9 protein-coding genes and 2 pseudogenes are annotated in these 13326 nt (G+C 63.5%); 6 read left to right on the forward strand and 5 right to left on the reverse strand.

The window, feature by feature from the left end:
* Positions 1–14 precede the first annotated feature (14 nt).
* From RHO23_RS21425 to RHO23_RS21435, 3 genes and pseudogenes are all read right to left on the reverse strand, one after another.
* A pseudogene (locus RHO23_RS21425) lies at positions 15–410 on the reverse strand (molybdopterin-dependent oxidoreductase); the annotation flags it as partial.
* Between the two features lie 390 nt (positions 411–800).
* Positions 801–1403, reverse strand: a complete 603-nt coding sequence (locus tag RHO23_RS21430; RefSeq protein WP_423488303.1) for an ImmA/IrrE family metallo-endopeptidase — start codon at positions 1401–1403, stop codon at positions 801–803.
* Positions 1404–1470: 67 nt separating this feature from the next.
* The gene (locus RHO23_RS21435) at positions 1471–1911 is read right to left on the reverse strand and encodes a hypothetical protein (RefSeq protein WP_064407497.1); all 441 of its coding nucleotides are present in this window, start codon (positions 1909–1911) and stop codon (positions 1471–1473) included.
* 540 nt (positions 1912–2451) lie between these two features.
* On the opposite strand from RHO23_RS21435, the gene RHO23_RS21440 reads away from it, so the two are divergent.
* The 5 genes from RHO23_RS21440 to RHO23_RS21460 all read left to right on the forward strand — a co-directional run bounded on the left by RHO23_RS21440 (position 2452) and on the right by RHO23_RS21460 (position 5973).
* Positions 2452–3033, forward strand: a complete 582-nt coding sequence (locus RHO23_RS21440) for a TetR/AcrR family transcriptional regulator (RefSeq protein ID WP_030098156.1) — start codon at positions 2452–2454, stop codon at positions 3031–3033.
* 436 nt (positions 3034–3469) lie between these two features.
* The gene (locus RHO23_RS21445; protein ID WP_030095676.1) at positions 3470–3778 is read left to right on the forward strand and encodes a PE family protein; all 309 of its coding nucleotides are present in this window, start codon (positions 3470–3472) and stop codon (positions 3776–3778) included.
* A 5-nt stretch (positions 3779–3783) separates the two neighbouring features.
* Positions 3784–5301: a PPE family protein gene (locus tag RHO23_RS21450; RefSeq protein ID WP_423488304.1), complete on the forward strand. Its 1518-nt coding sequence runs from the start codon at positions 3784–3786 to the stop codon at positions 5299–5301.
* Positions 5302–5364: 63 nt separating this feature from the next.
* On the forward strand, positions 5365–5658 hold the full coding sequence (locus RHO23_RS21455) for a type VII secretion protein EsxS (protein WP_030098163.1): 294 nt from the start codon (positions 5365–5367) through the stop codon (positions 5656–5658).
* Between the two features lie 24 nt (positions 5659–5682).
* Positions 5683–5973, forward strand: coding sequence for a WXG100 family type VII secretion target (locus RHO23_RS21460; protein ID WP_005062633.1), 291 nt, complete (start codon positions 5683–5685; stop codon positions 5971–5973).
* A gap of 78 nt (positions 5974–6051) precedes the next feature.
* Here the strand turns inward: RHO23_RS21460 and hrpA are convergent, their stop codons facing one another.
* Positions 6052–9936, reverse strand: coding sequence for an ATP-dependent RNA helicase HrpA (hrpA, locus tag RHO23_RS21465; protein ID WP_423488305.1), 3885 nt, complete (start codon positions 9934–9936; stop codon positions 6052–6054).
* Between the two features lie 137 nt (positions 9937–10073).
* Here hrpA and RHO23_RS21470 point away from each other — a divergent pair.
* A pseudogene (locus RHO23_RS21470) lies at positions 10074–11743 on the forward strand (NAD-binding protein).
* 24 nt (positions 11744–11767) lie between these two features.
* Here the strand turns inward: RHO23_RS21470 and RHO23_RS21475 are convergent.
* Positions 11768–13192, reverse strand: a complete 1425-nt coding sequence (locus RHO23_RS21475) for a carotenoid oxygenase family protein (RefSeq protein ID WP_423488306.1) — start codon at positions 13190–13192, stop codon at positions 11768–11770.
* Positions 13193–13326 lie beyond the last annotated feature (134 nt).

Here is a 13326-nt window from a genome sequence, read left to right on the forward strand (position 1 = left end):
GTGCACGGTGGCCGTCAGATGGTTTGGTGGCGGCCGAAAAATTCGTTGTCCTCGTTGCAGCCGCCATAGCCGCTGCCCAGCTCACGGTAGTGGGCAACGAACTCGATGCCGCGCAGCCATTTCACGTGGCGGAAGCCATGCTGCAATTCGTTGCGCAAGCGCAAGGGAGCTCCGTGCCCGTAGCTGACCGGTTCGCCGTTCATATCGTAGGCCAGCATGCTCAGATGATGGCTCATCTGCTTAATAGGGTGTGCCACATAGTAAATACCGCCGTCGGCACCCGGGCCTAGGGAGTAAAAGACCACCCATTTGGCTTCGGGGAGGGGAGCCACGATATCGATGATGGTTTGCATGGACACACCGCCCCATTTGGCTACCCCGGACCAGCCCTGGATACAGAAATGCTGGGTGAGGCTGGACCGAAACCCGCGATATGTCAGCAGTACTCGGACTTTCAGCGGAAGGCTTACGTGCGACAGTCTTCACAGGTCCCGTTGACCAGAAGGTGGCGCTGGAATCGCAGGAAGCAGCCCGTGCAGACCGCCTCGCGGTCAGCTCGTCGATCACAGTCGCATCGCGCGCAATGCGGGCAGCGATGTCGGTGGCATTCCTCGCATGGGTAGCCTCGAACCGTCACGGTGCGGCCGCAGCAGGTGACCTTGCGAGGACGGCCGACGATCGAAGTCGCCCGGTTCGTCAGCATGGAGCTTCTCGGCATTCCATAGGTCTACGTCCGCCAGAACAGCAACAACTCGCCTGCCGTCGCAAACCGCATCAGCGTAGTACTGGCGGCGGTTCCCTCAGGGGGCTTGCCAGTAGGTGCGTCGTGTTAGGGCGTCGCCACGGCGCATGTTCAACAGCGGGTGCCCAGCAGGCACGGTGTTTCCTGGCCAGGGAAACACCGTTGGCCAGCCCTCTTGCACATCAGGCTGCACGCTCGCGTGAAGGATCTCACCGCTTGCCCGGTCAATGAGTAGTACGGAGCCGCAGCACGGCAACCGCTTGGCTATCGCAATGGCGCACACCGGGCGACTGGCTTCGCTGCGCCCATACAGATCAAGCACATGATGCGCACGCACAGGCCCGACGAGGACGGAATCCACCAATGTTTCCGGCAGCAGCAGGCGCTGAGCGATCCTGTCGCATAGCGTCTCCAGCAGGTGCTGCGGCTCATTCTGATCGGCGAGCCAGTCGTAGAGCTCGTCGTTTTGCTCGATGAGCCAATGCGCCAACTCGTGAGCGAGGGTGAAATTCTCACGCTTACTCGATTGTGTTGGTGCATAAAGAATCACACCGTCCTGAAGAAACGACAGACCGTGGCAAGCTCCGCCGTCTTCACGATGCGCAGTCAGATGATCAACAGCCCGAATCTTCAGGCCGAGCCCGTCGCGAATGACCGCCACAGGATCTGTTGCGAACTTGCTCTGCAACGATAAGTCCAGGGCGCTGATACCCAGATCTGTTGCCCGGTCAAGATTCATGCCGAGGGTTCTGTTCCTGCTCTAGTGCGGCGATCAAAGAGTCCAGCGATCTCAGCATCTGCTCGTCGTTCGGTCGATCCCCGCGATGCACCGTCGCCAGCAGGCGTGATCGAAGAGCAGAAGATGCCAGGGACCGTGAGATACCTTGCAGTCTGGCCCACCGGTTCACCAAACCTTCAAAACTCGGCGAGTTGACTATCGCTGAAAAATCTTGTCGCTCCGGAGAGGTGCCACGATCTACGGTGAGCTGCTCTGCCCCAACGCCAAGAACTTCAGCGATCGCGTATCTGCCGGTGATGGCGCTTCGGTGATGGGTGCCATTGCTGTGGTTGGCGCCACGTTCGGTCACCGTGGTTTTGGGGTTGCGCGCCGCGGTAGACGCCTTGACGTAGCGGCCGGTGGCTGCGCTGCGGTGATGTCCCTTGGCCATCGTTCTTCCTTTCTGTTCGAGGTCATTCAGATTGACAAGACGTCGCACCGACCTGTGCTGTCCAGTTCGTGCAAAGCTCTGGTCGTGGCCTAAGTACAGCGGGGTTTGGCAAGAATGCCGAGGCGGGCTGGCGTACGGATCGCCCGCGCGGTCACACAGTGTCGGCTGCGGCGCCATGTACTTTTAACGACGGTTCTGCGGACGGGGATCGCTAAGTGGCGTCCGCGTCTCCAGGACGCACGTAGATCACGCGCGTGTTATCCGGGTACCGAAGCGCTAGACGGCGGGCGAGGGGCTCTTCGTAAGTGGTGACTAGGATCTGGCGCGCACCGCTAGTGGTGGCCGCGCGTGCAAGCATGCTGCCCACGTGGCGCCTGGTCGCGGGATCCAGGTGTTCAAGGGGGGCCAGCTCACAACTTCTGCTCCGGTTGCTGACTCTCGACGCCGCTACGCAGGCCGACTTTTGTTGGATTGACGAACGTGTGAGGGCACTCCGCTACCGTCATACGCGTGCAACCCGTCCGGTCCGGCAGCAAGGGAATGCCCCGGCAGGAGCGGGAGCAGTGGATCTTGACTGCCGCCGCGGACGAGTTCGGCGAATCGACCTTCGTGGCGTCGAGCATGAACGGGATCGCTGCCCGTGCCGGGGTATCGAAAGCCCTCGTGTTGGCCTATTTCGGGTCCAAAGAAGATCTCTACGTCGCTTGCGTCGAAAGGGCCGGGGAGCGGCTGGCCGCGGCAATCGGCGGTGCGCTGTCCGGATCGTCCGCGGGTAAGGAGGTCGCTGAATCAGTGTTGACGGCGATCTTCGCCACCTTGGAGGACCGGCGCAGCGACTGGCCAGTTCTCTACGACAGAACAGTGCCCAGCGGACGAGCCCGGGATGCGGCTAGGCGCCAGCGAACCGTACTGCGTGAACAGGCCGCAGCGGCGGTGACGGAGGCGCTCGGTGCCTTGGGCCTGAGTGACGAGGATGACCTGTCGGCCGCGACTCTGGTCTGGGAGAACATGGTTTCGGCCTTGGTGCAGTGGTGGTGGCACCACCCCGAGCGGTCGGCCGATGAGATGGCGGCGCGTGCACGCAGAGTCCTCTCGGCACTGTCCGACCGTCCGGTTGGGTGATCCCAACGCCGGAGGCGCGACGGGGGCGTCGTTGCTAGTGACTTGCGCCACAGTGGTCCGGCGATTTTCGGAGCCCAAGCCGTTAGCGCACTAAAGAGATTTTTCTAGACCGAGGGCGTAATAAGCGCAGTTCACACCCAAGCGCGGGGCGTCAATGGGGCCGAATATCGATTCCAGCAACCTATAATTTTCTAATTGAAACAGCTCAGTACTAGTGAATCGGCTTTGAGCGAACTATCGACAACAGTGTTAGGCGATGCTAATTTCCCTTTATGCGGTCATCGATTCGCAGGGTTGGTCGATCACCAATGATCTTTACAGCTACTTCAAATTGCCTGCAGGTGAGGACGTTTCCTCGTGCCGGTGCGCGCAGATGCGCCCAGGCCGCGTCTTCGCTCATCAGTGAGCATGCTGCTCAGGGAAGGGAGTACCCACGATGAATCTGAATGTCATTCCGGAAGGTCTGCTTGCCACTAGTGCTGCGGTGGAGGCGCTGACCGCGCGTTTGGCCGCCGCACATGCTGCTGCCGCGCCGGTGATCGGTGCGGTGGTGCCCCCGGCGGCCGATCCGGTGTCGTTGGAGACCGCGGCCGGTTTCAGTGCCCGCGGTGTGGAACACACCGGTGTGGCGGCGCTGGCTGTTGAGGAGCTGGGCCGGGCCGGGCTGGGTGTTTCGGAGTCCGCGGCCAGCTACACCACCGGGGATATGCAGGCCGCGGCAACGTACATGATCGCGCGGGGCTAGATTCCGTGTCCGCCCCCATCTGGATGGCTTTCCCGCCCGAGGTCCACTCGGCGCTACTGAGCGCTGGACCCGGGCCGGGAGCACTGTTGGCGGCTGCTGCTCAGTGGCAGGCGCTGTCCGCGCAGTACGCCACTGCCGCAACGGAGTTGACGCAGCTGCTCGCTGCTACCAACGCCGGGCCCTGGCAGGGGCCCAGCGCCACCCAGTATGTTGCCAGCCACGCACCGTATCTGGCCTGGCTGACGCAGCAGAGCGCGCTGAGCGCCTCCAATGCGGTATTGCAGGAGACGGCCGCCGCCGGTTACGCCACGGCTCTGGCCGCGATGCCGACGCTGGCCGAGCTGGCGGCCAACCACATGATTCACGGCGTGCTATTGGCCACCAATTTCCTTGGTATCAACACCATTCCGATCGCGCTCAATGAGGCGGACTACATCCGGATGTGGGTTCAGGCCGCCACCACCATGGGCGTCTACCAGGGGGTCTCGTCCACCGCGCTGGCTGCTACGGCTCCGACGGAGCCCTCACCGATGATCATGGCTCCGGGTGGGGAAATGTCGCGGATGTCCGCCGACATGACCTCGATGGCGGCGCAACCGCAAGCCCTCGAATCCGGTACCGCGCTGGATAACAGCAACAACATGATCGACCAGCTCATGCGGTTCATGACCAATCCGCTCGGCACGCTCCAGGACATGATCGAAGACTTCATGAAGAACCCGATTGCTGCGTTCTTCGCGTGGTTCCCACTGCTGTTCTTCATTGCGTACGAGGCGTTCTTCATCCCCTTCGGGTTCACCTTCTGGGGCATTGTGCTTTCGGCGCCGGCCTGGCTACCGATTGTGCTCGGACTCGCTCTTTCAGCGCTGGTTCCGCCCGCCGGTATCGAAGAGCCCGGGCATGAGGACGAGCCCGGCCGCGAGCCTGCACGGATCGAGCGCCGCAATCTCCAACAGGATCTACAGCTCGCGCAGGTGCCGTCGGGGCAGTCGATGCCGGGCGGATCATCCTCTGCCCCAACGACTTCCAGTGCACCCACGTCCACATCACCGGCTCCGGCGGCCGCCACTCCCGCATACATGGTGTACGCGGTGCAGGAGGATCCACCGGCGGCGCGGTTTGGGCCGACATTGAACGAAGGTGCGGGTGCCAAGGCGCCGGCAGCGGGGATCTCCGCAGCGGCCGCCGCGGCCGCGTCGGCGCGTTCACGTGCCCGCCGCAAGCGCGCGGCGCGGATCAAAGATCCGGCCCCGCAGTTCATGGACATGAATTCCACCGTGGACCCGGACTTTTCGGAACAGACAGCACGGCAGCCCGCTGGCGTGGGGGCTTCTTCTCGCGGCACGGGCCAGCTCGGCTTTTCCGGGACGGTGTCCAGGAGTACCTCGAGCACCAGCGCGGCCGGTCTGATCGAGCGCGAGACCGCCTCGGAGAGCATGGACGCCACGCGCACCATGCCCATGATCCCCACCACGTGGGGAGCCGAACCTGACGGACCCGCAGAAGGGGGGTCCAGCAGCTGACCGGCCGACCCACTTCACTGACCATTTGAATCACATGCAACACAACATAATTCAGGAGGAACAATGAGTTTGCTTGATGCGCACATTCCGGCTCTGGTGGCTGCGGAGGGCACGTTTGGTGCTAAGACTGCTTTGATGCGTTCGACGATCTCGCAGGCGGAGTCGGCGGCGTTGTCGGCGCAGGCGTTCCATGTCGGTGAGTCTTCGGTGGCTTTCCAGGCCGCGCACGCCCGGTTTGTGGAGGTCGCCGCGAAGGTCAACGCGCTGCTCGATATCGCGCAGATCAACCTTGGTGATGCCGCCGCGACCTATGTGGCTGAGGATGCCGCCGCCGCCAGCCGTTATGTCGGTGTTTAAGACCGGATTTTTGAGGAGATAGAAATGTCGCAGATTACTTTCAACTACCCCGCGATGCTGGCCCATGCCGGTGAGATGAACACCTATTCCGGTGTGCTGACCGCTCTGGGTGCTGATCTGGCTGCTCAGCAGGCTTCCCTGCAGGCGGCCTGGCACGGTGATACCTCGATGAGCCAGGCCGCCTGGCAGGCTCAGTGGAACACCGCGATGGAAGAGCTCATCCGCGCTTACCGCGCGATGGGTTCCACCCACGAAACCAACACTTTGTCGATGAACGCCCGCGACATGGCCGAAGGCGCCAAATGGGGCGCATAAACGCCGGCTAGCGATTCGCATAAGGGCCAGAAACTCTCAAGAGTTTCTGGCCCTTATGCTTTGCCGATCCGATGAAACCTACCGAGCTGCGTTGATGGCCTTGATGATTCGTTGCTCACTGACCGCACGCGCGGTGCCGAGCTGCTGGGCCCACAGGCTCACTCGCAATTCCTCGATGAACCACGCGATATCTCTGATATCGGGATCATCGGAACGTCCGGCGGGTAGATCACGCAGCAGATCGTCGTAGACGTCCTCGACTGAATGCACGCGTTGCATGCGTTCGCGGTCCGCCTCCACCCCCTGGGTCAGACGTTCCAGTCGCTTACCGATCGCGGTGACGTAACGCGCAAGGTCGGCCAGCTTCGCGGCGCCGGTGGCCGCGACGAATCCCGCGTCCAGGAGTCTGGCGAGCTGATCGCGCATGTCGGCGATCGCATCGGCCTGCACCGCAGGCACCGTGGTGGGCAGCGCCACGTGTACCTCACTCCAGGCCGTCACAACTTTCTCGGCACGGCGCACGGTATCGAGCGTGGTGGCTGCCAGACTCTGTGCCGTACGGTCGCGGAGCGCCGTGAACTCTGCCCGGGTCCATACCGGTGCGGGGGCCAGCAGATCGACGGCTGCGTCGGCACAGTCGTCGAGCAACGCGGCCAAGGAACCATCTGGGTTGGACGAGAGTAAGAGCCGGGATCGCGGGTCCAGGCCGCGTTCAACGGCTTTCATCGGTGACGGAATCGACAGACGCAGCAGGCGACGGGTGCCCGCCGCCATGGAGGCCCGTTGCTCGGCAGCGGTGGCGAAGACGTGAATGTCCACCGCGGTGCCCGTATCCACCAGCGCCGGATATCCGCGTACGGTGTGGGCGCCGCTGACTTGTTCGACGGTGCAGGGCAATTCGGGTAAGTCCTCCGGCCAGCCGCGTAGATCCCTGCGCTCCCAATCCCCCGCGACCGCCGCCGCCACGGCCTGGCGGGTGGAGCCCGCGAGCTGTTGCTGCAGCGCATCGAGGTTCTTGTCACGTGCCACCTCGGTGCCGTCGGCGGACTCGACCACGAAGGTCACCTGCAGGTGCGGGGGCACTTTGTCCAGGTCGAACGCGTCGGTGGGTACACGGATGCCGGTGAGCCGGTGCAGCTCCCGCCCCAACGCGTACACCAGCGGTTCGGATCCGGGCTCAATGTTCTCGAGCACCGCACGGGCGGTGTCAGGCGCGGGAACAAAGTTGCGGCGCAGATCCTTCGGTAGCGAACGGATGAGGGCGGTGACCAGCTCTTCACGCAGAGCCGGTACATGCCAAGCGAATTCGTCACCGCCCAGGCGAGCAAGAACCTCGACCGGAATATGCACGGATACGCCGTCATCAGCCGCACCGGGTTCGAATCGATAACTGACAGGCAACGCCACATCACCGGATCTCCAGGTGTTGGGCATATCGTCGGTCGCGTGCTCGGAACGCAGCAGATCGTCACGTGTGAACGTCAGTAGAGCGGGCGTCTTGTGCCGCTGTTTGCGCCACCAGGCATCAAAATGCCTGGCGGACACGGCATCTTCCGGTATGCGTGCCGCGTACAGGGTGAAGATCTCGTCATCGCCCACCAGCAGATCGCGCCGGCGCGCCTTGTCCTCGAGCTCGGACAGCTCGCGCAACAGTCGCGCGTTGTCCCGCAGGAAGTGGTGCTTGCTCTGCCAGTCGCCCTCCACCAGCGCGTGCCGGATGAACATCTCGCGAGCCAGCTCCGGATCCACCTGCGCGTAGCCCACCCGGCGGCGCGGCACCAGTGGCAGCCCGTAGAGAGTCACCCGCTCGAAGGCCATCACAGATCCGCGCTCGGCGTCCCAGTGCGGCTCGCTGTAGGTGCGCTGCACCAGATCCCCGGCGATCCGCTCTACCGATTGTGGTTCGACGCGGGCCGCGATCCGGCCGAACAGCCGACTGGTCTCGACCAGATCGGCAACGACCACCCACCGGGGTGGCTTCTTGGTCAGTACCGAGCCGGGGGCGAGTACGAATTTGGTGTTGCGCGCACCGGAATAGTCGCGGGAGTCGCCTTCGCGCAGACCGATATGGGACAGCAGGCCCGCGATCAGGGCCGCGTGGACCAATCCCGGATCGGCGGGCTCACCCGACTCGCGGATGCCGAGGTCACGCGCGATGCTGCGTAGCTGCCCCACCAAGTCCTGCCATTCCCGGATGCGCAGGTAATGCAGGAACTCCTCGCGGCACATGCGCCGGAAGGCGCTGCCCGAGAGTTGGCTTCGTTGATCTTGGATGTATCGCCAGAGATTGAGATAGGCACTGAAGTCGGAATGGTCGTCGGCGAAGCGCGCGTGCTTTTGGCGAGCCGCCTCTTCGCGGTCGACCGGTCGTTCCCGTGGATCGGGAATCGACAGTGCGGCCGCGAGTACCAGGATTTCCCCGACGCAGCCCTCGGCATCGGCCTGCAAGATCATCCGGCCGATGCGTGGGTCGAGGGGCAGCCGTGCTAGCCGTCGCCCCAGCTCGGTGATGGCGCCGCCGGTATCGAACGCACCCAATTCCTGCAGCAGCTGCACACCATCGCGGATGCTGCGTTTGTCGGGCGGATCCAGAAACGGGAAGTTCTCGATATAGCCGAGCTGCAGCGCCGCCATCTGCAGGATGACGGCGGCAAGGTTGGTGCGCAGGATCTCGGGATCGGTGTAGCGGGGCCGGGCCTCGAAGTCTTGTTCGGAGTACAGCCGGATGCAGATACCGGGTGCCGTGCGTCCGGAACGGCCGGAGCGCTGGGCGGCCGACGCCTGGGAGATGGGCTCGATAGGTAGGCGCTGCACCTTCGTGCGGCGACTGTAGCGGGAGATGCGTGCGGTGCCGGGGTCAATGACGTAGCGGATGCCCGGAACGGTCAGGGAGGTTTCGGCGACGTTGGTCGCCAGCACCACGCGCCGGCCGGTGTGGGGCGCAAAGACCTTATGCTGCTCTGCTGTTGGTAGACGTGCGTACAGCGGAAGGACTTCGGTGTTGCGGAAGCTGCCACGCAGCGTCTCGGCGCAATCGCGGATCTCGCGCTCACCCGACAGAAATACCAATACGTCCCCGGGTGGTTCGGCTTCCAGCTCGCGGACGGCGTCGGCGATCGCCTCGGTCTGGTCGCGGATCTCGGTACGGACGATTTCATGGTCGGGGTCGTCCGGATCATCTGACGAATCACTGGAAACAGGGACTTCCAGCGGCCGGTAGCGGATCTCGACCGGGTACGTCCGCCCGGACACCTCGACGATGGGTGCGCCCCCGAAGTGCTCCGCAAAGCGTTGCGGCTCAATGGTGGCCGAGGTGACGATGATCTTCAGGTCGGGCCGCTGTGGCAGCAGTTCGCGCAGATAGCCCAGGAGGAAGTCGATGTTGAGGCTACGTTCGTGCGCCTCGTCCAGGATGAGGGTGTCGTAGCGCAGTAGCCGTCGATCGCGCTGGATCTCCGCGAGCAGAATGCCGTCAGTCATCAGCTTGACCAGGGTGCGGTCGCTGGCTTGGTCGGTGAATCTGACGGTGTAGCCCACGGTTTCGCCAAGGGGCGTGCCCAGTTCCTCGGCGATACGTTCGGCGACGGTGCGTGCCGCGAGTCGGCGTGGCTGGGTGTGGCCGATGGTGCCCCGGATTCCACGGCCCAGCTCCAGACAGATCTTGGGAAGCTGTGTGGTTTTCCCCGAGCCGGTCGCGCCGGCGACGACGACCACCTGATGCGCGGAAATTGCGCGGGCGAGTTCGTCCCGATGCGCGCTGACGGGTAGGTCCGGGTACGTGATCGTCGGGACGGCAGCGGTCCGGGTGGCCACCAGTGCCTCGGCGGTGGAGATCTGTTCGAGGAGTTTCTCGGCATCGGCCGGGTTGCGCAGGTTTTTGAGGCGGCGGCCGAGCCGGGACGCGTCGCGAAGGGTCACGCCGTCGAGGCGCGCGCGGATCTCGGCGCGGGACAGGTCGGACACTCACGCAATCATAAACGCGCTGCCCGCGCTCCTACCGACTCGGCGTCAAACTGTGGAAATGCACTGTTGACCAGGGTGAAACGTGTTTGCCTGACCATGTCACGCGGGGAAGAGCGCGGTGGAGAAGGGGAAGCTCAGTGCAGGGACACACGATCGTGTACGGCAAGGACGCGCTGGCGGTGCGTATTGCCGAGGAGTTATGGAGCGCAGGGGTCGTCGTCTCAGCGTTGCCCGGCGTAGAAGGCCTGATCGCAGCGGGTGTCGTCGATGCCGCTGCCATTGTGTGCGCGAGCTCCGACGACGAGAAGAACCTCGAGATCGCCTTACTGGCAAGGCAACTCAACCCCACGATGAGGGTCATTGCCCGTCTTGCCAATGATGTGCTGCGCGCGGCCGTCGCGGCGGACAACGGGCCGGGTGCGGTGCTCAGCGTCGCGGATCTGACGGCGAGCTCGGTGGTGGAGGCATGTCTGCGGCGCACCACCCACGTCATTCCCGCGGCCGGTGTCGATTTCATTGTTTCGGGAGCGACCGTGCCGCGCGAGGGGACCCTACGAGGGATTTACGGAGACTTGGCCCCGGTGGCGGTCGTTCATGGAGAAGGCTCGCCCACCCCGGGAGAGGTAGTCGCGTGCCCGGGGCGGGATCTTGCGGTTCGGGAGGGTGATTGGGCGGCAATGATCGGTACGGGAGAGGAGCTGGCGGCCCAGGGAATTGTCGCTGTGTCGGGGCGGACGAAGATGCGGCGGCGGCGTTCCCCCGTATCGCGAATGCTGGACGGCGTTCGCGCCTTTCGCGACGATGTGAATCCGATCTTCTTCCGGGCGTTGGGCGTTGCCTTAGGGCTACTGGTCGGCGCGACCGTTCTGCTGCGGTACACCTACCAGCGGCCCGGAATGAGTTACGTTGATGCGCTGTACTTTTCTACTGAGACGATCGCCACCGTCGGATACGGGGACTTCAGCTTCGTCGATCAGCCGACGTGGCTGCGATTGTTCAGTATCTTCCTGATGTTCGCCGGAATCGCCACTACCGCGGTGGTGATGGCCTTTGTGGTGGATCTGCTGCTGTCACGGCGCATCGCGCAGAATTCGGGTCGCCGGAAGGTGCGCGAACTCTCGGATCACGTCATCGTCGTCGGTGTGGGCTCCTTTGGCGTCCGGGTGGCAACAGATCTGAAAGCGGCCGGTTGCGACGTCGTCATCATCGAGCGCTCGGAGAGCAACCGATACCTGGCGACTGTCACCGACCTGGGGATTCCGGTGATATTCGGCGACGCGACCCTGCCGCAGACGTGGGATGCGGCGCGACTCGACGAGGCAGCGGCAGTCGCGGTGCTCACCCAAGACGACGTCACCAATATCGAAACCGGAATTGTGGTGCGAAACCGACTGGGGGCCAGATGGTCCGACGTGCCGCTGGTGGTTCGGGTCTTTGACCGCACGCTTGGAACGGCTGTGGCGCAGCGATTCGGATTCGAGAATCTGCGTTCCACTGTCGAACTCGCGGCGCCTGGTTCATCGGCGCTGCGATGGGACTGCAGGTGCTGGGCACCTTCTCGGTGGGGCAGCAATCCTTCACCGTGGGCGGGGTGCTGGTCGAAGAAGGTAGTGAACTGGCCGGAATGCGGATGGCCGATTTGTCCACGAAGACGCGGGTCATCGCGATATCCCGGCAGGGCCTACCGATCCGGCTGCATCCCCGTCGGGATACCCGCCTTTCGGCTGGAGATACTGCCTACGTGGTCGGCCCGTACCGGGAGCTGCTTGAGACGCTTCGCGGGGGTCGGACGGTCTGTCGCGACTAGACGCTAAAGCCGAGATCATCGCCTCTAGATTCTGTCGGTGAAGCTGCCGTGGAATCCGGGAAAGTGGTGGCCCGGCAGGATCGCGATGGCGAGCGCAGAGTCTTCGATGGCGTGAGCGTCGAGGATATGGAGCTCTGTGCGGTGGGAGCCGCTGTTGTAGGCCACGGTGAGTATCCAACCCTCGTCCTCGTCGGCGGTCGGACTCTTCGGGACGAAAATGGGCTCACCGGCCACCAGGCCCGGCGCGAACGTGTGGTGCCGTTGCGTATCGGTGATGCGATCCAGCTTCACGATTACGTTCTGATCGGGTCGGCTCTGGGCCGACAGGTAGGTGTACCGATGTTCACGGCCCGTTCGTCTGTCGTCATGTGTGGGGAATTCTGCGGGATCCGTCGGGTAGTCGGTGACGTGCACCCTTCCGGTCCGCGTGATCCGCAGCCGGGTCGGCCAGCCCAGAGTGGGCGCCTGGGTGCGGAATTGCTTCAGCCCAGAGGTGAGAAAGCCGAAGTCTCGGTGGCGCAGGATATCCAGCACGACATCGTCGCCGTCCTCATAAGCGTTGTCGACGTGGACATAGACGAGGGGATCGCACTCGATGACGCGGTGCGGGCCCCCGTCACGAGGGACCAGCACGATCTTCATGCCCTGCTCGGGTCGATAGTCCGCGCTGTCACCGAGTGCTCTTAGTCCCAGACCTGCCCATGCTGCTTGAATGGGATCGACGGTGATCGGTGCGAGCGCGAACACCAAATAGGTTGGGGTGATGGCAAAGTCGTGCTGAATGTAGATGTGGTCCGTGGGGATCTTGGCAACCTGTTTCAGTGCGCCGTTCGGATCGACCCGGAAGCAGCGGAGGCACGCGACGGTAGCTCCAGTCAGGGATGGTGAAATGTCCAGCCCGAAATTGAACAGCTCACCGGTCACCGGGTCGATACGTGGATGTGGTGAGAACCGGGAGAAACGTGGCAGCTGACCGCCGAATGTGCAAGGACCGATTGTGCTCAAGTCATCCGTGTGAATTTCCCAGGGCCTTCCGCCATCGCTGAGCGCCAGTAACCGATCGGCGTGCAGGACGGCGTGAGTGTTCGCGGCATCGGCAGGCTGACGGCCGATGTTGTCCCACAGGTGCTTTCCCTGTGTGTAGATGCCTCGCACGTGTGCACCTCGGCCACGTGTCTCCTTGCGTCGCTTGGGGGTATCGACGAAGCGTGAGCGGAAACGGATCTCGCCGTTGTCGATGGTGAACTTCACCACCAGACCATCACCGTCGAACGGGTGTGCAGCGCGGAAACCGCCATGATCCCAGTCGGCCGGCCCATTGCGATAGAGGGTGCCGCGTAGTTCTTGTGGCACGGAGCCGAGGAGGGGTAACACGATTTCGCCGGGTGTTTCCTGCGCGGGTCGATACATCTTGAGTGCGTCGGCCACGTGGCTGTCGGCAAGGGTCATCGCGTGCTCCTCGGGCGGAGAGAGTATCGGCCATATCTGCACACATTTGTTCGCAGATATGGCCGATTGTGGTCGCCTCGAGGATCAGAAGTCAATAGCCAGGTCGGATCGATGAGGCGAGGGACGCCTCGTCG

The organism is Mycobacteroides sp. PCS013, assembly GCF_049532645.1.
Classification (GTDB): Bacteria; Actinomycetota; Actinomycetes; order Mycobacteriales; family Mycobacteriaceae; genus Mycobacterium; species Mycobacterium gwanakae.